Source organism: Plantactinospora alkalitolerans (assembly GCF_015690345.1).
GTDB classification, from domain to species: Bacteria; Actinomycetota; Actinomycetes; order Mycobacteriales; family Micromonosporaceae; genus Plantactinospora; species Plantactinospora alkalitolerans.
The window spans coordinates 13,734-35,065 of the sequence record NZ_JADPUN010000252.1; the positions used below are offsets into that span (position 1 = coordinate 13,734).

Annotated in this window: 15 protein-coding genes and 1 pseudogene; 5 read left to right on the forward strand and 11 right to left on the reverse strand. The window is 71.6% G+C overall.

Translation table 11 applies throughout. The annotated features are described in order from the left end of the window. Positions 1 to 77 precede the first annotated feature (77 nt). Positions 78 to 992, reverse strand: coding sequence for a hypothetical protein (locus I0C86_RS28400; protein ID WP_196204371.1), 915 nt, complete (start codon positions 990 to 992; stop codon positions 78 to 80). 218 nt (positions 993 to 1,210) lie between these two features. On the opposite strand from I0C86_RS28400, the gene I0C86_RS28405 reads away from it, so the two are divergent. Then, entirely contained in the window at positions 1,211 to 2,308 is a 1,098-nt protein-coding gene (locus I0C86_RS28405) for a hypothetical protein (protein ID WP_196204372.1), read from the forward strand. A 39-nt stretch (positions 2,309 to 2,347) separates the two neighbouring features. Here I0C86_RS28405 and I0C86_RS28410 read toward each other — a convergent pair whose 3' ends face one another. Then, positions 2,348 to 3,352, reverse strand: a complete 1,005-nt coding sequence (locus I0C86_RS28410; RefSeq protein ID WP_196204373.1) for an aldo/keto reductase — start codon at positions 3,350 to 3,352, stop codon at positions 2,348 to 2,350. Positions 3,353 to 3,504: 152 nt separating this feature from the next. On the opposite strand from I0C86_RS28410, the gene I0C86_RS28415 reads away from it, so the two are divergent. After that, on the forward strand, positions 3,505 to 4,764 hold the full coding sequence (locus I0C86_RS28415) for a DNA polymerase IV (protein ID WP_196204374.1): 1,260 nt from the start codon (positions 3,505 to 3,507) through the stop codon (positions 4,762 to 4,764). Positions 4,765 to 4,880: 116 nt separating this feature from the next. Continuing rightward, complete coding sequence (locus I0C86_RS28420) at positions 4,881 to 5,264, forward strand: DUF3040 domain-containing protein (RefSeq protein WP_196204375.1); 384 nt, start codon at positions 4,881 to 4,883, stop codon at positions 5,262 to 5,264. Between the two features lie 275 nt (positions 5,265 to 5,539). On the opposite strand, the gene I0C86_RS28425 is transcribed toward I0C86_RS28420, so the two are convergent. The 3 genes from I0C86_RS28425 to I0C86_RS28435 form a co-directional block, all read right to left on the reverse strand. Further along, complete coding sequence (locus tag I0C86_RS28425) at positions 5,540 to 8,017, reverse strand: transglutaminase family protein (RefSeq protein ID WP_196204376.1); 2,478 nt, start codon at positions 8,015 to 8,017, stop codon at positions 5,540 to 5,542. 81 nt (positions 8,018 to 8,098) lie between these two features. After that, on the reverse strand, positions 8,099 to 9,397 hold the full coding sequence (locus I0C86_RS28430; protein WP_196204385.1) for a DUF58 domain-containing protein: 1,299 nt from the start codon (positions 9,395 to 9,397) through the stop codon (positions 8,099 to 8,101). Positions 9,398 to 9,399: 2 nt separating this feature from the next. Continuing rightward, complete coding sequence (locus tag I0C86_RS28435; protein WP_196204377.1) at positions 9,400 to 10,461, reverse strand: AAA family ATPase; 1,062 nt, start codon at positions 10,459 to 10,461, stop codon at positions 9,400 to 9,402. Positions 10,462 to 10,852: 391 nt separating this feature from the next. Here I0C86_RS28435 and leuS point away from each other — a divergent pair, with 391 nt between their 5' ends. Continuing rightward, complete coding sequence (leuS, locus tag I0C86_RS28440; RefSeq protein WP_196204378.1) at positions 10,853 to 13,690, forward strand: leucine--tRNA ligase; 2,838 nt, start codon at positions 10,853 to 10,855, stop codon at positions 13,688 to 13,690. A gap of 76 nt (positions 13,691 to 13,766) precedes the next feature. On the opposite strand, the gene I0C86_RS28445 is transcribed toward leuS, so the two are convergent. The 6 genes from I0C86_RS28445 to I0C86_RS28470 form a co-directional block, all read right to left on the reverse strand. After that, on the reverse strand, positions 13,767 to 16,010 hold the full coding sequence (locus tag I0C86_RS28445; protein ID WP_196204379.1) for a xanthine dehydrogenase family protein molybdopterin-binding subunit: 2,244 nt from the start codon (positions 16,008 to 16,010) through the stop codon (positions 13,767 to 13,769). Further along, entirely contained in the window at positions 16,007 to 17,083 is a 1,077-nt protein-coding gene (locus I0C86_RS28450; RefSeq protein ID WP_196204380.1) for an FAD binding domain-containing protein, read from the reverse strand. Before I0C86_RS28450 ends, I0C86_RS28445 begins: the two co-directional genes overlap by 4 nt. After that, positions 17,070 to 17,597, reverse strand: coding sequence for a (2Fe-2S)-binding protein (locus tag I0C86_RS28455; protein WP_323373887.1), 528 nt, complete (start codon positions 17,595 to 17,597; stop codon positions 17,070 to 17,072). The genes I0C86_RS28450 and I0C86_RS28455 overlap by 14 nt, the downstream gene beginning before the upstream one ends. Before the next feature lie 227 nt (positions 17,598 to 17,824). Continuing rightward, a complete protein-coding gene (locus I0C86_RS28460; protein WP_407676362.1) occupies positions 17,825 to 18,619 on the reverse strand; it encodes a TVP38/TMEM64 family protein in 795 nt (264 codons plus the stop codon). Next, entirely contained in the window at positions 18,520 to 19,254 is a 735-nt protein-coding gene (locus I0C86_RS28465) for a type 1 glutamine amidotransferase (RefSeq protein WP_196204386.1), read from the reverse strand. The genes I0C86_RS28460 and I0C86_RS28465 overlap by 100 nt, the downstream gene beginning before the upstream one ends. Before the next feature lie 13 nt (positions 19,255 to 19,267). After that, complete coding sequence (locus tag I0C86_RS28470) at positions 19,268 to 20,515, reverse strand: MurT ligase domain-containing protein (protein WP_196204387.1); 1,248 nt, start codon at positions 20,513 to 20,515, stop codon at positions 19,268 to 19,270. 216 nt (positions 20,516 to 20,731) lie between these two features. Between I0C86_RS28470 and I0C86_RS28475 the strand changes: the two are divergent. Further along, a pseudogene (locus tag I0C86_RS28475) lies at positions 20,732 to 21,332 on the forward strand (hypothetical protein); the annotation flags it as partial.

The window sequence follows — 21,332 nt, forward strand, 5'->3', positions numbered from 1 at the left end:
AGCAGCAATCTGCCAGCGGGTCGACCCAGCCCGTCAACTGACCTGACTGGCGGCGGTCACTCGGCCGCCCAAGGACGCTAGCCGACCCCGCTCAGGAACACCTGGGTACGGGAATCGTCCAGATTGGTCGGCAGCCAGTCCGTCACCGTGATCGACCCGTCGGCCGTACCCGCCGGAAAGTGCTGTCGGTGGCCTCCGCTGGGGTCGCTGCTGCCGATGATCCTCCCGGCGGAGTCCCGGTAGATCGCGTTGGCCACGGCGCTGCGCGGCTCGGAGTAGTCGCTCCGCGCCGTGAACGCCACGATCGTGGCCTTCGGCGAGCCACTGCGGATCGTCCTGACGTTCGTCGCGGTCACCGGCGACACCCAGCGGCGGGCGTCGGCCAGGGGCAGCCAGACGGCATCGACCGCGCGGACCGTCATCGTCCGCACCGTCGTGTCGCTGTTGTTAAAGAAGGCGGCGATGCCGACGCGTGCACCGGGAAATATGGCGTCGGTGCTGAGGGTGTTCTCATCGCTCTTCGCCGCGTACTCGACGACGCCCTTTCCGGCCAGGTCGAGGTAGCGGGCGATGAAGTTCGGGGCGATGGCCACCTGGTCCCTGCTGGTGTTCTCGACGATGATCGCCGCCCGGACCGGCATGTACCGCTCCGGACGACCCGGTCCATGGCCAGGACTCAGGGTCTGCGTGACGGACTCGCGGAGCTGAGTGAAACCCTGTTCGACGATGCGCAGTTGCCCGCCGTCGGAGGCCTGGGCTTTACGGGCTGGCGGCGTGGCCGGCGGCACGATGACCGGGGTGGCCGACGCCGTGCCGGGATCGGGTGTCTCGTCGTCGCCGCCCCACCAGGTGGCGACGAGCACGACGAGGAGGAGCACCGCCAGCACCGGGACCAGCGCCATCCCGCCGATCGGGGCACCGGGGACGTGGTGCCGGGAGCCGACGCGCACCTTCGCCGGCTTGGCGCTCGGCGTACCGGGGCCGCTCTCCATCGTGGCCTTCCCCTCGTCGGACCCGACACATGGTACGGAAGCGGTCGGGTCCCCGGGGCCCCGCTGACGGGACATCGGACGGCGAGCGGGTGTCATAGCATCGCGACCGGTGTAGTCGGATGTCGATGGACTTCCGCAGGTGCCGATCGAGGACGGACCCATTGCAGCAGGACCCGGAATTTCCGGCGGCGGCCGAAGCCCGTACGCCAGGCGATCGCGTGAGGTGGCGGATTCCGATCCGGCGGAAGGTGGCCGGTCTCGTCGGCGCTGCCGTTCTCACGCTCGCGCTGGTAGTGGGTCTGCTGGTCTGGCTGCGGCCGGACGGTCCGGAGGACGTGGTGCGGGCCTACCTCGCCGCGATCCTGGACCGCGAGGTCGACGAGGCGCTGCGGATCGCCAAGGCCGAGCGACCGTCCGGCGAATCCGGGTCGCTCCTGACCGCCATGGCGATCAGCGACGGCTGGGCGATCGGCACGACGACGGCGCTCAACGTCTCCGACGACCGGGCCGAGGTGATGGTCAGCCTGAACGACACGGGTGACGGCCCGGCGGCCGACCCACCGGCCGACCTCGGCACCTTCCAACTCGAGAATTCCGACGACGGCTGGCGGATCACCAACCCGTTCCTCTCGGTCAGGTTTGGGCGCTCACCGCTGTGGTACGTGGAACTCGGCGGCCTCAGGCTGCCTCGGGAACAGCCGACGTCACCGAGTGACCCCGGCCCGACATACCTGGTGTTTCCCGGCATCTACCGCAGCTACGCCGCCCACTCCGACCTCGTGACAGTGACCCCGGAGCGAATGCGCGTACTGCCAGGATCCGACCGGCTCCAGAACAACCCCAAGGTGGTCGTGACGGAGCAGGGCAACGGCGCCTTCCAACAGGCGTCGGACGCCTTCCTGGACGAGTGCCTCGCTGCACAGGCCAAGCCGGACCAGAACTGTGTCCTCGACGTGGCGCGTGGCCGCTACGACACCCGGTACGGCTACGTCATGACCTCCGACGTCCGTACCAGTAGCTGGACGCTCGTCCGTCGCCCGGCGGTGAATCTTCCCGGCCCTCGGGCGTACTCGGCCGACGGTCTGATGGTCTTCGACGGTCAGGTCACGATTCCCGGTGAGCTGCGGCTGGCCGCGTCCGGTCTGACCCTGGACGGCGGACGGCGGGTCTCCTTCACGATGGCCTGCCTGGTGACGGATCAGTCGCTGGTCGCGGGGTTCAGGGCGGACGGCTCGATGTCCACCACCTGGCTGGCTGCGCCTGAACGGAAGACCGAGCCGTCCGTCGTGAAGCGGATCAGTCTCGACTGCTATTGAGCTCCGAGCACGGCGACGATGCCACCCCAGTGGCTCCGCTCAGGCGCCGGCTTCGGTCAGCCTGGCCAGGTGCTCGTCGGTGAGCGCGATGTCGAGCGCCGGCAGTGCCGCCGCGTACTGCTCGGGGGTGCGGGGGCCGAACAGCGTGACGAACTCCGGGTCGCGCTGGTGCAGCAGCCAGGCCAGCACGAGCTGGTTACCCGTCACCCCCAGTTCGGCGGCGATCTCGGCGACGGCGGCGAACCGGGCGTCGGCGTCCGGCCCCCGGTACGACGCCATCACGTGGTGGTCGCGCCGCTTCGCCAGGTCGTCGTAGCTGCCCTTCAGGATCGGCGAGTACGCGACCGGGGTCAGCTCGTCGTTCGCCCGCAGGTAGTCGAGCTGCTCGTCATCCACGATGGACAGGGTGTCCGCCCCGGGGCGGGGGCGCAGGTACGAGTGCTGCTGTTGCACGGCGACCGGCGCCGGCCAGCCGTACCGGTCGGCGAGCTGGCGGATCCGCTCCAGCCGCCAGGTCCGGACGTTCGACCAGCCGACGTACCGGGTCTTGCCGGCCGAGACCAGGCCGGCGAGCGCCTCCAGGGTCTCCTCCAGCGGGGTGTTCCGGTCGTCGACGTGCACGTAGTAGAGGTCGACGTGGTCGGTGCCGAGCCGGCGCAGGCTGTCGTCGAGGGCCCGGCGCAGGGTGTCGCCGCCGGCGCCCTCGTACTGCCGGCTGGCCGCCTGCGGGTCGTGCGGGTTGTTCCGGACCGCGTCCACGTCCCGGATCCAGGCGCTGCCCTTGGTGGCCAGGAAGACCTCGTCCCGCCGGCCGGTCCGGGCGAACCAGCGGCCGAGCAGGCTCTCGCTCTCCCCGCCCCGGAACGCCGGGTCGGGCCACCAGGCGTAGCAGTTCGCGGTGTCCAGGAACGTGCCGCCTCCGTCGAGGTAGCGGTCGAGGATCGCGTACGACGACTCGTCGTCGGCCAGTGTGCCCATCAACATGCAGCCGAGCGCGAACTGGCTGACCTGTTCGCCGGTTCGGCCGAGTGGGATCGTCTTCATCGGATTCCTCCCCCGTTGCCCATCCTGATCCGAAGCCACCAATGCTAGGCAGCCGGTACGGCTCATGGTCAACTGGATGGTCCGGCCCGGCCGATGGAACCGGGGTGGGCCGGGCGGCGCGATTCGTCGTACCCGGGGGCTAGCCTGCGGTAATGGGTCGCAGCCAGTCCGTGCCACGGGGTAATGATCCGCGCTTCGGCGCGGACGCCGACGATTCCGGCTGCCCGATCCTGCACGTCGACATGGACGCGTTCTTCGTCGCGGTCGAGGTGCGGCGCCGGCCCGAACTGCGCGGCCGGCCCGTCGTGGTCGGCGGGACCGGCCCGCGCGGCGTGGTCAGCTCCGCCAGCTACGAGGCTCGCAGGTACGGCGTACGTAGCGCCATGCCGGCGATGCGGGCCCGCGCGCTCTGCCCCTCGGCGGTCTTCCTGCCACCCGACTTCGCGCAGTACACGGCGGCATCCCGGGCGGTGATGGAGATCTTCCGGGACGTGACGCCGCTGGTCGAGCCGCTCTCCCTGGACGAGGCGTTCCTGCACGTCGGCGGTGCTCGCCGGCTGATCGGTCGGCCCGCCGAGATCGCCCGGCTGATCCGGGCCCGGGTTGCCGAGCAGGAGCGGATCACCTGTTCGGTCGGGGTGGCGTCGACCAAGTTCGTGGCCAAGCTCGGCTCGACCCGGGCCAAACCGGACGGGATGATCGTGGTCCCCGCCGACCAGGTGCTGGAATTCCTGCATCCGTTGCCGGTCGAGGCGCTGTGGGGGGTGGGGGAGCGGGCGGCGGAGAACCTGCGCCGGCTCGGCCTGACCACCGTCGCGGACATCGCCGAGGCGCCGATCGGGATGCTGCGGGGCAGTTTGGGCGATGCGGCAGCATCCCACCTGCACGAACTGTCCTGGGGACGGGACCCGCGAGGGGTGAGTCCGGAACAGGTGGAGAAGTCGATCGGGGCCGAGGTCACCTTCGACACCGACCTCGCCGATCCGGAGGCGCTCCGCCGGGCCCTGCTCGCGCTCGCCGAGAAGGTGGGCGTACGGCTGCGCCGGGCGGGGCAGGTGGGGCGGACGATCTCGATCAAGGTGCGGTTCGCCGACTTCCGTACCGTGAACCGCTCTCGCACCCTCGGCGGGCCGACCGACGTCGCCCGTGAGGTTTTTGACACAGCCTGGGCGCTGTTCGACGCGCTCGGACCGGGTGACCGGATCCGGCTCGTCGGTGTCCGGGTCGAGGGGCTCAGCGATGCCAGCCAGACGCCGCAGCAGCTCACCCTCGGCGCGCCGGAGCACGGCTGGCGGGACGCGGAGGCCGCGGCGGACGCCGCCGCTGCCCGATTCGGGCGTTCCATGGTGCGTCCAGCGAGCCTGTTGGGACGTGACAACCTACGGCGGACGGAAAATCCGGCGCGGCCATAGGTCGTCCCGCTTTCCGACCCGCGAGCCCCCTCGTAGACTGGCGGGTAAGCAGCCGGTCGGCTGCCACGGTCTGTCGGTCCGAGTGGATCGACTCAACGTGACCGGGGAGGAGTGCCGTGCCGCTCTCGGAGCACGAGCAGCGGCTGTTCGAGCAGATCGAGCAGTCGCTTGCCGAGGACCCTAAGTTCGCCTCGGCTGTGCGCGCCAGCGACCCGCGTTTCCACGCGCGGCGTCGCCTGCTCGTCGCGATCAGCGTGATCATCGCTGGCCTTGCATTGGTTGTCTACGGCACGGTGAGCAAAACTCCGCTACTCGGAGTAGCGGGCTTCGTGGTGATGCTCGGTGCGGCCGCGTTCGCGATGCTGTCGCAACGTCGGGCGCAGTCACCGGATCTGCACGTGGTCGGCGGCACCACCAGCCGTCGGGTCCGCGGGCGACGCCTGTCGTTTGTCGACCGACTTGAGGAGAGGTGGCGTCAGCGGCCGGAAGGCCACCGCTGACCGCGTCACCGTCAGCGGGCTGACCCCCGCCGACGGTTCTGGCCGGATCGTTCCCGGCGACCAGCGGCAATTCTCCATGCCCGCACTCCGCTCCAGCACCCGCGCGTCCGGTCGGCCTGAACTGAACCCCGTCGGGCTGAACCGACCCGGTCGGTGTGAACGGACCGGCGGGCCGTTTCGCATCCCCGGCACCCGAACGCCAGAGATCCCCGTACCGAGGTACGGGGATCTCTTCTCGTGCGGTGAGGACGTCGGCCCGGGCGGGGGCTGGCGCCTCAGCGGGACGGACGGCTGGCGAGTATCCGGCGCGGGCTCCACCGCAGCATGCGATCCCGCAGCCGGCCGGTCAGACCGACGAGACCGGCCGAGAGGTCCATCGCCGCCGACCGCCAACGGAACAGCACCGACGGCGGCAGGGTCGCCGCCAGGATCCGGGTACGTCGATCGGCACCGGCACTGAGCTCCCGCCGTACCGAGCGGAGGGCGTCGACCAGCGGACCGTGCCGCAGCGGCTCCCGGGCGTACCTCGCCCGCTCCTCGGCCCGGCCCAGCAGGCATACCGCCTCTGTGGCGGTTCCGTCGGACAGCTCCTCCCGCACCAGCCGGTCGGCCGTCGTCCGAGGAGTCTCCGCCGGATCCACCCGGATCCGGAAGTCGACCAGAGTGTCGACGAGTTCGTCCCAGGCGGCGTGCGCGTCGGCCCGAGCCCGAGCCAGCTCCGACTCGCTCAGCACCACCCGGGCCACGCCCGGCGTCGCATCGCCGCCCCCCGACACGGTGGCCAGGGTGCTGGCCGCCGCGGCCGCCCGAACCTGACGTCTCCGGCGGAGCAGGACCCGTCGGAGCGCGGGCACGGTGAGCAGCAGCGCCAGCAGCACCGCCACGCCGACCACGTACATCGGCCAACTCGGACCGTTGTCCTGGACCGCGCCGCCGCCGTCGGCGGACGCGCCGTCGAAGGCCTCCTCGGGTCTGCTGGACGCCTCCGGCCCGGCCGACGGGTCCGCCGCAGGACCGGCGCTGGTATCCGTCGTCGGGGTGGGCAGATCGGGCCGGTCCGGGTCCGGCGCGTAGTCCGAACGCAACGAGCCGGGGACGTTCGCCGCCGGCGTGGGGTCGAACGGGACCCAGCCGATGTCCGCGAAGTAGACCTCGGTCCAGGCGTGCAGGTTCAGGTTGGTCAGGGTGTACGTGTTCTCCCGCCGGTTGTTGCCGTTGGTGAACCCGAAGGCCACCCGGGCGGGAATCTTCGCCTGCCGGACCAGCCAGGTCATCGCGGCGGCGTACTGCTGGCAGAAGCCGGCCTTGTTGGTGAGGAAGTTGATGATGTCGTGCCCGCTGGTGCCGGCCTCGGTGCTGAGTTGGTAGGTGAAGCCGTTGTCCCGGGAGAAGTAGTCGTAGATCGCCCGGACCCGCTCGTAGTCGTTCCGCTTCCCCTTGGTGAGTCGGTCGACGAGTGCCTTGACGTCGGCCGACTCCTCGACCCTGGTGTAGAGGGTGCGCAGCGAGTGTCCCTCCTGAAGCGACTGGGCGGCGGCCAGCGCCTGCGGGCTGTACTCCGACCGTACGTAGTCGAAGGAGTACTTCCGGCCCTTCGACGACGCCCGGTTGGAGTAGACGACCTGCATCGTCGGGTCGTAGCGCCAGTTCCCGTCCACGCCCCGGGTGGCCACCGGCTCGGCGTAGACCGGCAGGAACGGCATGACGAAGTCGAGGACCTCGACGCTGGCCTGGTGCGCCGTGCGGCTGATGCCCTGGCTCGCCGGGCCGTCGCGGGGATCGGGCAGCCGAGCCGTCACCTGCTCGCCGTTGGGGGTACGCGGAACGAAGCCCTGGCGCCGGAATTCGTCGGCGACCGCGAACCGTAGATAGAACGGCTCCGGATCGTCCGTCGTCACCCGGACCATGTCGCGGACCTCGGAGCGGTTGAGTTCCCCGCTGAGCTGGGCGAAGAGGTTGATCCGCCCCGGCGAGCCGCCCAGCCCGGCCGGTCCGTTGCCGTCGCCGCTGCCGCCCGCGTTCAGTTGGCTGAGCAGCCCCGAGGTCATCCCCGGCACGGCCAGCGGCAGCAGCACCGCGACGGCGACACCGATGACCGCCAGGCGACGGCCGGCGGCGGCCAACGGGGACGGCTCCCAGACGTCGACGTCCCGCCCGTCACCGGTGAACCGGCGACCGAAGTGGCGGACCCGGTCGACGTTGTCCGCGGCCAGCAGCCACAGGAAGCCGACCGCCCCGATGACGAAGGGCACCGCCGAGACGCTGTTGACGTGCACCGCCACCGGAACCGAGTAGATCGCCAGCATCGGCAGCCCGGCCAGCGCCGGGCGGCGCAACCCGACGGTGAGCAGGTCCACCACGATCGCCACCGCACCGACCCCGAACACGGTCAGGAAGAGCAGCGAGTCGATGTCCTGTACCGGCACCCCGTACGACCGCATGTCCTCGCCGGAGGCGGCGACCATCGAGCCGAAGTGGGCGAGCGTGCCCGGGGTGGGCAGCAGGGCCAGCAGCTCCTCGCCGCTCGGGAAGATCCAGGTCAGTCCGAACAGCAGCGCGGCGAGCATGCCGAGCGCCTGCGCCCAGACCGGCCCCCGCCACCATCGGACCAGCGTCGCGGCGCCGGCGACCATACCGACCACGACGGCGCACTGCACCAGCCAGGTCCACCGGTCGTAGATCGTGGACAGCGGGGCCGCGGCGAGCAGGGTGGCCGCGGCGGCCACGAACCCCAGATGACGGCGTCCCCTCATGCCTTCTCCCCGTCCCGACCAGAGGCCCGCGGCGGGCCGATTCGTTCGGTCATGTCCTCACCTCGTCGCATCCGCCCCCGGTCACCGCACCCCGCCGGCCACCGTCTCGGCCAGCACGGCCCGCCAGGCGAAACCCTGCGAGCCGCGAGCCGCCTGCGGCCAGAGCGCCGGCAGCTTGCTGCCGTGTTCGACGCCCACCACCCGCCAGCCGCTCTGCATCAGCCTGAGGGCGGCCGCGCCGTGCGCGTGGTTCGCCTCCGCCCGGGCCGGCGGCGCCAGGTTGAGCCAGGTCGAGCTGTCCACCAGGAACGCGACGCAGGTGGTGCCGTTGCTGCGCAGCCCGGTCAGCAACTCCGCCTCGGCGATGGTCAGCGTGCCGAGCAGGGCGATGACGAGTCCACCGTCGGACCGCTGCCGGACCCGTTCGACGAGCGTCGCCACGTCGCCCCGCTGGTTCAGCCGGACGTCGGCGAGGTGATCCAGCAGCAGACCCTCACCACCGGCGTCGTTCGCGTGCGCGTCGATACCCGAGTCGCTGACCAGCCGGAGCTTGTAGCCGGCCTGCCGCAGATGTACGGCGATACTCGCCGCCGCCGAGACCGCCCATTCGAAGCTCGCGGTCGGGCCCTCGCCCCGGTGCGCGAACGCCCGGGTGTCCAGCACCACCGTCGCCCGGCTCTCCCAGGGCTGCTCCTCCCGGCGCACCATGAGTTCACCCGTACGCGCGGTGGACTTCCAGTGCACCCGGCGCAGGTCGTCCCCGCGCCGGTACTCCCGGGTGGCGGCGTCGTCCTCGCCGTGCACCGCCACCGAGCGGGCCCGGCTCTCCCCGGTGCCCGCGTACTCGCCGGCGAGCCGGACCGAGGGTAGCGCGGTGACCTGCGGGATGACGGTGAGCGGGTCGACGCTGGGAAAGGCGCGGGTCAGCTCGCAGAGCCCGAACGGGTCGGTCAGCCGGATGACCAGCGGCCCGACCTCGTACCGGCCCCGCACGTCGGCCCGTACGGTGTACGCCACCGAACTGGCCTGGTGCGCCCCCAGGCGTTCGAGGACCACCCGGGGACGACTGCCGAGGGCGTACGGCAGCCGGTCCTCCAGCAGCAGTGTCCCGGTCGGCAGCCGGGACATGTTCTGCAGGCGCAGCACCACCCGGGAACTGGCGCCCACCGGCACCCGGTGCGGTTCCAGCGAGCGGCTGCAGGCGAGCTTGTAGCGGCTGCGCCCGACGTACAGGGCGGCCAGCAGCGGAAGCACTCCGAGCAGGACCGCCACCCGGAGCAGATCCTTCTCGCCGAGGATCAGCGCGGAGATCGCCGCCGCCACGGCGGCGGCGAGGAAGGACCGCCCCCGGGTGGTGAGTCCGCGCATCGCCTCGCGCACGGTCATCGCCTCCGAGGCTCGTACTGCGATCGCCCGGTGCCGTCCCCGGAACCCGGCGGCCGGGTGTCGTATGGAGAACGCTGCCGCTCGTGCGGCAACGCCAGCCGGTGCACCAGGTCCGACACGATCGCGTCGGTGGTCCGGCGGGCGAGCTGGGCGTCGGCGGTCGAGATGACCCGGTGGGCGAGCACCGGCACGGCGAGCGCCTGCAGGTCGTCGGGCAGCACGTAGTCGCGACCCTCCAGCGCGGCGACCGCCCGGGCGGTGCGCAGCAACTGCAGGGTGGCCCGGGGCGAGGCGCCGAGCCGCAGGTCGGGTGCCTCCCGGGTCGCGGTGACGAGGTCGACGGCGTACTGCTTGACCGCGTCGGCGACGTGCACGTCGCGAACCGTCGCGATCAGTCTCCGTACGGTGACGGCGTCGGAGACCGGACGCAGCTCGTGGATCGGGTCCCGGCCGCCGTGCGCGTCGAGCATCGCCAGCTCGGCGCCGGAGTCCGGATAGCCCATCGCGATCCGGGCGGTGAACCGGTCGCGCTGGGCCTCGGGCAGCGGGTAGGTGCCCTCCATCTCGATCGGGTTCTGGGTGGCGATGACCATGAACGGCGTCTGTAGTTCGTAGGTGACGCCGTCGACGGTGACCTGCCGCTCCTCCATGCACTCCAGCAGCGCCGACTGGGTCTTCGGCGAGGCCCGGTTGATCTCGTCGCCGACGACCAGGTTGGCGAAGACCGCGCCCGGTTTGAACTCGAAGTCGTGGTTCTCCTGGTTGTAGACGCTGACCCCGGTGACGTCGCTGGGCAGCAGGTCGGGGGTGAACTGGATGCGCCGGACCGAGCAGTCGATCGACCGGGCGAGTGCCTTGGCGAGTTTGGTCTTGCCGACTCCGGGAACGTCTTCGATCAGGAGGTGGCCCTCGGCGAGCAGGACGGCGAGTGCGAGTCGGACCGTGGCGGTCTTGCCCTCGATGACCTCTTCGATGTTGGCCACGATGGCGTCGCTGGCGGAACGGAACTGTTCATTCGGCAGTGCGCCGCCCAGTTCGTCCCAGGTTTGTTGAGTCACGGGCCTCCTCCTCGTCGTTCACGGCCGCCTGCCTAGTTAAGAGTCGCTGGGGTGGCCGTATGGTTCGCGGGAGAATACGTCCGTCCGGGACACCCGGATCACCCGCAGGCTTCAGGCTAGCCGTATTCGGCTGTGGAGCCGAGCACACCCGGTAGGAGGCCCGGCCGGATCGCGGGTCGGTATCGGATGCGACAGGTCGGACGGCGAAGCGGTAGAGTGATCCCGTGCCCAGGGTCCACCTGCTCCTTCGCGAGCCGTGCTGACGCGATAGACAGCGACAGCGCGGCCACCCCTCCTGCGTGAGGGGCTTTTTTGTGCCCGGAGAAAGTCACCCGGCCCCACGGACGCAAGAGTCCGGCCCACGGACGCAAGAGTGCAGCGAGGAGATGCCATGACCGAGGCAACCGAACCGGCGGTGGACATCCCGCCGTTCCGGTACACCGCCGAGCTGGCCGGGAAGATCGAGATCCGCTGGCAGGACCGGTGGGCCGAGCGTGGCACCTTCCGGGCACCCAACCCGGTCGGCCCGCTGGCCGATCCCGATCATCCCCGGGCGAGCGCCGAGAAGCTGTACGTGCTGGACATGTTCCCGTACCCGTCGGGGGCGGGGCTGCACGTCGGGCACCCACTGGGCTACATCGGCACCGACTGCTTCGCCCGTTACCAGCGGATGGCCGGGCGCAACGTGCTGCACACGATGGGCTTCGACGCGTTCGGGCTGCCCGCCGAGCAGTACGCCGTGCAGACCGGGACGCACCCCCGGACCACCACCGAGACGAACATCGCGTACTTCCGCTCCCAACTGCGCCGGCTGGGGATGGGCCACGACGACCGGCGCTCGGTGGCGACCATCGACACCGGGTACTACCGCTGGACGCAGTGGATCTTCCTGCAGGTCTACAACTCCTGGTACGACTCCGCCGCCGCCAAGGCCCGGCCGATCGCCGACCTGATCGCCGAGTTCTCCGCCGGAACCCGGAGCACCCCGGACGGCCGCGGCTGGGCGGAGCTGTCCGACGCCGAACGCCGACGGATCGTCGACGACCACCGGCTGGCGTACGTCTCCGAGGCGCCGGTCAACTGGTGCCCCGGGCTGGGCACGGTGCTGGCCAACGAGGAGGTCACCCCGGACGGCCGGTCGGACCGGGGCAACTTCCCGGTCTTCAAGCGCAACCTGAAGCAGTGGATGTTGCGGATCACCGCGTACGGCGACCGGTTGACCTCGGACCTGGACGTGCTGGACTGGCCCGAGCCGATCAAGCTGCAACAGCGGAACTGGATCGGCCGGTCGACCGGCGCGCACGTCGACTTCCCGACCACCGCCGAGCCGATCCGGGTCTTCACCACCCGGCCGGACACCATCTTCGGGGCCACCTACATGGTGCTGGCGCCGGAGCATCCGCTGGTCGACAAGCTGGCCACCGACTCGTGGCCGGCCGGGACCAGGCAGGCGTGGACCGGTGGGCAGGCAGCACCGCGCGCCGCCGTGGACGCCTACCGGAAGGCGGCCGGCACCAAGACCGACATCGAGCGGCAGGCGGAGAACCGGGAGAAGACGGGCGTCTTCATCGGGGCGTACGCCACCAATCCGGTCACCGGGACGCAGATCCCGATCTTCATCGCCGACTACGTACTGGCCGGCTACGGCACCGGCGCGATCATGGCGGTGCCCGGACAGGACGACCGGGACTGGGAGTTCGCCGAGGTCTTCGACCTGCCCATCGTGCGTACCGTCCAGCCGCCGGAGAACTTCGACGGCAAGGCGTACACCGGGGACGGGCCGGCGATCAACAGCGCGGCGCCGGACGGCCCGGACCTGAACGGCCTGTGGATCGCCGACGCCAAGGCGCGGATCATCGAGTGGCTGGAGGCGAACGGGCACGGCTCCGGCGCCGTCACCTACCGGTTGCGGGACTGGCTGTTCAGCCGGCAGCGCTACTGGGGCGAGCCGTTCCCGATCGTCTACGACTCCGACGGCAACCCGATCGCGCTGCCCGAGTCGATGCTGCCGGTCGAACTGCCCGAGGTGGACGACTTCGCGCCGCGCACCTTCGACCCGGAGGACGCCGACTCGAACCCGGAGACCCCGCTGTCCCGGCGCGCGGACTGGGTCGAGGTCGAACTGGACCTGGGTGACGGGCCGAAGCGGTACACCCGGGAAACCAACGTGATGCCGCAGTGGGCCGGCTCCTGCTGGTACGAGCTGCGCTACCTGGACCCGGCCAACTCCGACCGGCTCGTCGACCCGGAGAACGAGCGGTACTGGATGGGTCCGCGGTCGCCCGGCGATCCCGGTGGCACCGACCTGTACGTCGGCGGCCAGGAGCACGCCGTACTGCACCTGCTGTACGCCCGGTTCTGGCACAAGGTGCTGTACGACCTGGGCCACGTCTCGTCCTTCGAGCCGTACCGCCGGCTGTACAACCAGGGCATGATCCAGGCGTACGCCTTCAAGGACGCCCGGGGCAGCTGGGTCGAGGCGGCCGAGGTGACGGAGCGGGACGGCCGCTACTTCTTCGGCACCGAGCCGGTCGAGCGGGTCTACGGCAAGATGGGCAAGTCACTGCGGAACGTGGTGACCCCGGACGAGATGTGTGCCGAGTACGGCGCCGACACGTTCCGGGTCTACGAGATGTCGATGGGCCCGCTGGACGTCTCCCGGCCCTGGGAGACCCGGGCGGTGGTGGGGGCGTACCGGTTCCTGCAACGGGTCTGGCGGACGATCGTCGACGAGCGGACCGGCGAACTGCGGGTGACGGACGCCCCGGCCGACGAGCAGATCCGGCGGCTGCTGCACCGGACCATCGACGGCGTCCGGGGCGACCTCGACGGCATCCGGATGAACACCGCGATCGCCAAACTGATCGAGCTGACCAACGGGCTGACCCGGCTGGACGCCACCCCCCGGGAGGTGGCCGAGCCGCTGCTGCTGATGCTGTCGCCGTTCGCCCCGCACATCGCCGAGGAGCTGTGGCAGCGGCTGGGGCATGCCGAGTCGCTGGCGTACGAGCCGTTCCCGGTGGCCGACCCGGCGATGCTGGTCGCCGCGACGGTGGCGTACCCGGTGCAGGTCAACGGCAAGGTCCGGGGCCGGATCGAGGTACCGGCGGACGCGGCGGAGTCCGACGTCCGGCAGGCCGCGCTGGCGGCGGTCGCCGACCAGTTGGGCGGCAGGGAGCCCCGCAAGGTGATCGTGGTGCCGGGCCGGATGGTCAGCGTCGTCGCCTGACCGCGCCCAGGCGTTAGGTGTTAGGAAGGGGCCCTTCTACAACGGAATGCGATAAGAAGGGGCCCTTCCTTACACCTCAGAGGAGGTGTTCGAGGGTGATGGGTAGCTCGCGGATCCGGCGGCCGGTGGCGTGGTGCACGGCGTTGGCGATCGCGGCCGAGGTGCCGACGATGCCGATCTCGCCGACTCCCTTGACCCCGAGCGGGTTGACCACGGAATCCGGCACCTCGATCGTCTCGATGGTGACGTCGGGGGCGTCGGCGTTGACCGGGACGAGGTAGTCGGCGAGGTTCTCGTTGGCGTACCGGCCGGTGTGCGGGTCCATCCGGGTCGCCTCCAGCAGCGCCTGACCCAGCCCCCACAGCATCCCGCCCATCAGTTGGCTGTGCGCGGTCTTGCGGTTGAGCACCCGGCCCGGCGCGAAGACACCGACCAGCCGGCGTACCCGGATCCGGCCCAGGTCGGCGTCGACGGCGACCTCGGCGAACTGTGCCCCGAAGGTGTGCATGGCGTGGTCGCTGCCCATCGGCAGGACCGGCATCCAGGTGCCGAGTGCCTCGACGTCCGGCATGTGGTTGCGGTCGAGCAACTCGTGGTAGGTCTCGCCGACCTCGGGGGAGTCCCGCCGACACATCCGGCCGTCCCGGACCACGACGGTGTCCGGGTCGGCACCGTGCAGCGGCGAGCCCTGGTCGGCCACCGCGTGCCGGATCAGCTGGTCGCGGAGCTGGACACAGGCCAGGTGTACGGCGGAACTGGTCGCCCCGGAGCCGGCCGAACCGACCGCCGCGGCGATGTTCGGCAGGTCGGTGGTGCCGCCGACGAACCGTACCCGGTGGACGGGCAGGCCGAGGCCGTCCGCGGCGACCTGGGTCATCGCGGTCAGTGCTCCGGTGCCGAACTCGGAGATGCCGGCCTCGACGACCGCGCTGCCGTCGCCGTACATCCGGGCCCGGGCCCGTTGCGGGCTGATCGGCGCGGCGACCGGGTACGCCGCCGTGGCCATTCCGGTGCCGATCAGCCACTGCCCGTCGCGCCGCGTGCCGGGCTCCGGATCGCGGTCGGACCAGCCGAAGAGTTCGGCACCCCGCTGGTAACACTCCTTCAGTCCCTTGCTGGACCACGGCTTGCCGGTGTCGGGGTCGTTGTCGGCGTGGTTGCGTAGCCGCAGTTCGAGCGGGTCGATCCCGGTGAGGTACGCCAGTTCGTCCATCGCGGACTCCAGGGCGAACATCCCGGTCGCCTCGCCCGGCCCCCGGGTGAAGGTCGGGGTGATGATGTTGCCCCGGACCAGCCGGTAGCCGCCGGCGTAGGTCGGGCTGGCATACGCGATCGCGGCCGACTCCAGGGAGGTCTCGGCCCAGTCGTCGAAGTGCGAGGTCAGCGAGATCTTGTCGTGGGTGAGGGCGGTCAGCCGCCCGTCCCGGCCGGCACCGATCCGGATCCGCTGCTCCTGTTCCTCCCGGTGTCCGCAGGAGTGGAACATCTGGTCGCGGCTCAGCGCGAGCCGGACCGGTCTGCCGATCCGCCGGGCGGCGAGCGCGGCCAGCGTGACGTGCGGCCAGATCAGCGCCTTGGCGCCGAAGCTGCCGCCGACGTAGTGGCTGACCACCCGGACGTTGATCGGCGGCAGGCCGAGCAGTTCGGCGACGCTGAGCTGGGTCGCGGTCGGCCCCTGGGTCGAGTCGTAGACGGTGAGCCGATCGTTGTCGTCCCAGGCCGCCGTGGTCGTCGACGGCTCCAGCGGGTTCTGGTGGTTGACCGCGAACCGGTACGTCAGGTCGAGGTTCAGCTCTGCGTCCCGCAGTGCCGCCTCGGGGTCGCCCCGGGTCGGGTTCCGGCCGGGAACCAGCCCACCGAAGATCTTCTCCGGCTCGTACGCCCGGTCGCGGCCGGCGTCCAGCAGCGTCACCGACGGCGTCTCGGCGTAGGTGACCTGGACCAGGGTGGCCGCGTGCTCGGCGCGTTCCAGGGTGTCGGCGAGAACGATCGCGACCGGCTGGCCGGCGTAGTGCACCACGTCGTCCTGCATCGGGAAGAAGCTCTGCCCGTGCGCGGTCAGCCCGGCCAGGGACGGAAAGAGCTTCGGCGTCGCCGCGACCCGGTCCAGGTCCAGGTGGGTCAGTACGGCGAGCACCCCGTCCGCCACCATCGCCTCGCGGCAGTCGATCCCGATGATCCGACCGCTGGGTATCCGGGCACCGACCAGTACGGCGTGGCTGAGGTTCGGCAGGCTGATCTCGCCGGAGTAGCGGGCCGCCCCGGTCACCTTGGCCCGCCCGTCCACCCGGTCCAGGGCCGCGCCGATCGCCGGGCTCATGACCCGCTCCCGTCCGCTGGCCCGCTCCCGTCCGCTGGCCCGCTCCCGTCCTCGCTGAGCAGCCCTTCGGCCATGCCGTCGTGGAGCTGTGGATCGCCGGTGACCATCCGGAGGGCCCGGACGACGGTGCGCCGGGCCAGCTCGATCTTGAAGTCGTTCATGCCGTGTCCGATGGCGTCGGCGAGTTCCGCCTCGGCCGCCGAGGTGAAGGTCTCGGGGGTCGCGGGGGCGCCGGTCAGCACCGACTCGGCCCGCCGGGCCCGCCACGGCTTGGTCGCGATCCCGCCGAGGGCCAGCCGTACGTCGTCGATCGTCCCGTCGTGCAGCGAGATCGCGACCGCGGCCGAGGCGAGCGCGAACTCGTACGACTCCCGGTCCCGGACCTTCAGGTAGAGCGACGTACTCGCCATCGGGGTGGGTGGCACCTCGATCGCCACCACCAGTTCGCCGTGCGCGAGTGGGTGCTCCCGGTCGGGCCGGTCGCCGGGGACGAGGTAGAAGTCGTCGATGGCGATCTGGCGTTGGCCGCCCGGCCCCTGGGTCAGCACCACGGCGTCGAGCGCCATGAACGCGACTCCGACGTCGGAGGGATGGGTGGCGATGCAGTGCTCGCTGGTTCCGAGCACGGCGTGGCCGCGGTTGACGCCGTGCAGGGCGCTGCACCCGGTGCGGGGTTCGCGCTTGTTGCACGGCGCCACCACGTCCCGGAAGTAGCCGCAGCGGACCCGCTGCATCAGGTTGCCGCCGATCGACGCCATGTTGCGCAGTTGTGGGGACGCGCCGAGGAGCAGCGCCTGCGAGATCATCGGGAACCGGCGCCGGATCGGCAGGGCCTGGGCGACGTCGCTCATCCGGGCCAGCGCCCCGATCCGTACGCCGCCGCCGGGCAGTTCCTCGATCTGCCGCAGCGGCAGGTCGTTGATGTCGACGAGCCGGCGGGACCGGGAGACGTGGATGCGTTGCAGGTCGACCTCGGTGGTGCCGCCGGCCAGGAAGGCACTGCCGGGGTCGGCGGCGACCGTGCCGATCGCGGTCGCGACGTCCGCCACCCGCGAGTAGCTAACCGGCCGCATCGGGGTTCTCCGTCGCGGCGTCGTCGCGGACCTGCCGGATCGCGGCCCGGATGTTCGGGTACGCCGCGCACCGGCAGATGTTGCCGCTCATCCACTCCCGGATCTGCGCGTCGTCGGCGGCGTGTCCCTCGGCCAGGAACGCCACCGCCGACATGATCTGGCCGGGGGTGCAGTAGCCGCACTGGAAGGCGTCCTGGGTGACGAAGGCCTGCTGCATCGGATGCAGGTCGACTCCGTCGGAGAGCCCCTCGATCGTGGTGACCTCGCGGGTCTCGCAGGTGATCGCCAGGGTCAGGCAGGCGAGCACCCGGCGCTTGTCCACCCAGACCGTGCACGCGCCGCAGGCGCCCTGGTTGCAGCCCTTCTTGGCGCCGGTGAGGTCGAGCCGGTCGCGGAGGGCGTCCAGCAGGCTGACCCGGGGTTCGATCAGCATGTTCCGGACCGTGCCGTTGACGGAGAGCCGTACGACCACCGAGTTGGGGCCGCGTACGACGGCGGTGTCGGCGGTCTGCACCGCGCTCGCCGCTTCGACGTACGACTTCACCGGGCCACCTCGCTGACCTTCCGCCAGTGGACTGCCTGCTCCGCCGAGGCCGTCGGCCATCGGTGGGACCGCTCACCCCGGAGCGGGGGTTGCCGACCCCGGGGTGAGGACTGGCCATCCGCCCGGCGAAGCTGCCGCTGTCCGGGCGGTGGTAGTTCCCACCTTATCGCCCATTCGGTTCTTATCGGGCAAATACCCTAAAGTGGACTGCGTGTTGATTCCTCGGCCGGCAGGGTCCGCTCCGCCCGCCACCAGCGCGCCCCGAGGGCCAGGGCAGCGACCAGGCCCAACCCGGCCGGGGCCACGGCCAACCAGTTCACCTCGTCCGGAGAGACCACCGCCGCGCCCACGGCGGCGTACCCGAACGCGGACGGGGCGGAGGCGAGCATGCTGCCCAGCAGGAACGGCGCCAGCCGGGCTCCGGTGGTGCCGTAGCCGTAGCTGACCAGCCCGAAGCCGCCGATCGGGATCAGCCGCACGCTGATCACCCCGAGCACGCTCTGCCGGGTGAACCAGCGATCGAGGCGGGCCAGCCGGCCCCGGACGCGTTCCGCGACGAACTCCCGACCGAGCAGCCGGCCGACCGCGAAACCGGCGGCCGCGGCCAGCAACGCGGCGGCCAGCATGTAGCCGGCACCCAGCAGCGGCCCGAAGATCGCTCCCCAGACCACCGTCACGGCGGTCCGGGGCACCAGCGCCACCATCAGCAGCGCGCCGCCACCGATCGCGGCCACCGGAGCCAGCGCGCCGAGCCGGTCGGCCAGCCCGGGTAACCGCGCCACGTCGGGACGCGGCGCGAGTAACAGAGCCAGCCCGAACAGACCGAGCACCACCAGGAGTACGGCGAACCGCGCGACCGACCGCTGACGTAGCAGCCGCCGGACGCGCGCGATCACTGCCGGCTGGCGGTCAGCGCCGCGGTGCGTTCGGCCCGCAGCCGGTCCGACCAGGTCTCGTCCAGCGGTGGCAACTGGTGCGCCCCGGTGGCCCAGCGCAGCAGCAGATCGGCCAGCGCCGGGTTGCGGGCCAGGGCTGGCCCGTGCGAGTAGGTGCCGAGCAGCTTGCCGCGCCAGGCGCCCTCGGTGGCGCCGTCGTTGCCGATCCCGGTGCTCACCCGGGCCAGCGGCGACACCCCGGAGCCGAGATGGGTACGCCCGCCGTGGTTCTCGAACCCGCTCAGCGGCGGCAGCCCGAGCCGAGGGTCGATGGCACCGGCGAGCTCGCCGACGGCCCGGGACGGCCCCCGGTCGGAGTGCAGGTCGAGCAGGTCCAGCCCGGCGCACTTGGCACCCTTGGCGAAGAACGATCCACCGAGCAGCTGGTAGCCGGCACAGACCCCGAACACCACCGAGCCCTGCTGGGCCGCGCGGCGCAGGCCGCCGTCCGCGATCAGCCGTTGCGCGCCCAGGGCCTGCGGGCCGTCCTCGCCCCCGCCCAGCAGGTAGATGTCGGCCGAAACCGGCAACGGCTGGTCGGAGCGGACCTCGATGGTCTCCACCGGCATCCCGCGCAACTCCGCCCGGCGGGCCAGGATCAGCATGTTGCCCCGGTCGCCGTAGGTGGAGAGCAGGTCCGGATAGATCCAGACGATGCGCAGACTGCTCTCCCCGCCGGACGACGGGGGCATCGGGTAGCCGGCCTCAGTTGACACGGTCCAACTCCGCTCGGATGTCCTGGAACGCCGTGTAGTTGGCGATCACTTCAAGCCGGCCCGGCGGGACGTTCGCGACCGCGTCGGCGAAGGTCCGCACATGCTGGAACGGTACGCCGTTGACGTCGAGCCGCACCGCCAGGTCGTACGCCCGATCGCCGGTGATCAGCACCTGGCGACCCCGCAGCGGGGCGAAGTCGACGTCGAAGAGCCAGGAGGTGTCCAGCCCGTCGGGGTCCCGAGCGTTGATCGAGAGGAGTGTCGGCGCCATGTCGGCCATGTCGAAGGCCTCCAGCCAGCTCGCCGGGTTCTTCGCGAGCAGCAGCCGGACGGTGCGCCCGTCCCGGACCACCTGCGCGTAGCGCCCGGCCACCGAGGCGACGCCGCCGAGCCGGGACACCGCGTCGGTCGGGCGTACGCCGAACTCCGCCGCGACGGCCAGCGCGGTGGCCGCGTTGCCCAGGTTGACCCGGCCCGGCAGTTGCAGCACCACCTTGTGCCAGTCGCCGGCCGGGTCGACCACCCCGTCGTCCTCGACCACCCACTGCGGCTCCGGCCGGCGCAGCGGACAGCCTGTGCACCACCACTGGTCGGACATCCGCTCGATCGGGGAGCCGCACTCCGGGCACACCCACGAGTCGTCGTGCCAGCGCTGGCCCGCGCTGAACCAGGTCACCGCGGGAGGTTCGACCTGGTTGCTGCGGAGCGCCGGAGGCGTGGCGGCCCAGACCACCATCGGGTCGTCGGCGTTCGCCACCACCCGTACCGACGGATGCCGGACCAGGGCGGCGCGCCAGAGCTGTGCCATCATCGCCACCTCCTTGGCCCGGTCGAGCTGGTCCCGGGAGAGGTTGAGCAGGGCCACCACGTGCGGCTCGGTTGCCTCCAGCACCTGGGCCAGGTAGTGCTCGTCGACCTCCAGCACCGCGTACGGGGTGGTGCCCGCCTTGGCCAGCGCCGAGGTGTGTCCGGTGGGCATGTTGGCCCCGAACGAGTTGGTCGCCACCCGACCGAGTACGCCGACCGCCGCCGCGGTCAGCCGGGTGGTGGTCGTCTTGCCGTTGGTTCCCGAGACCAGCGCGATGGCGCGGCCGGCGGCCAGATGCGCCAGCAGGTCCGGGTCGATCTTCAGGCCGATCCATCCGCCGATCACTGATCCGTCGCCCCGGCCGGCGGCCCGGGACAGGGCCGCGGCGGTACGCGATACCGAACTGGCCACCTTCGCCCGAAGGGGCATCTTCCCGTCCGTCACCCGAGCGAGGTTACCGGACGAGACCGGGCGCACGACCGCCGCACGAAGACCGGTTTGCCGGGGGACCCGCCAGCGGGGCCGGCCACCGCCGCCGTACCCCGGGCCGGTGGTCCGGTTTGTGGTTGATGTTCCGGACCGGCCGGACCCTGCCGGAGCCGGACGACGCGGCCGGAAGCACCCCGTTGCTACCCTCGGCGGCCGATGAGCCCCTCCGCCGCGACAGTCCTGCGGGCCCTCGCCGACCTCGCGCCGGCCGCGTCCGCCCGGGTCCTCGACGTCACCCGCCCCGGGCAGCCACTGTTCTGGATGCCGGCGAACTCCGACCACTGCGGCTGGTACCGCGAGATGGACCGGCTGGCCGCCGCCGACCTGCTGCATCGGGACGAGCGGACGGTGCGCCGCGCCTGGGGCGTGGTCGCCGGGGCGGTCGAGGTGGCCGGCGGCGGTACCCGCAAGGTGCGGGTGCCGCTGCTCAGCGAGCCGGTTCGGGTGGAGCACGTGTCGCACGGCTACCGGATCGTCCCGGCGGGTGACCTGGAGATCACGCCGCTGGTCGAGGACCGGGGCCTGGCCGCGCGGCTGGAGGCGGCGCCGGGCCTGGCTTCACCGCGGTGGTTGGCGAGCAGCGGTGCCGAGGACTGGCTGCGTAGCGTCGCCGAGGCGGCCGGCCTGCCGGTGACCGGGGTCGACCGGGCGGAGCGGAGCGGTTCGGCTCCGTTGCCCGCCAAGGGCCTGGTGCTGTTCGTCGGGGCGGCGCTGTTCGCGGTACGGGACGTCGCCGGTATCGCGCTCGGCGACCGGG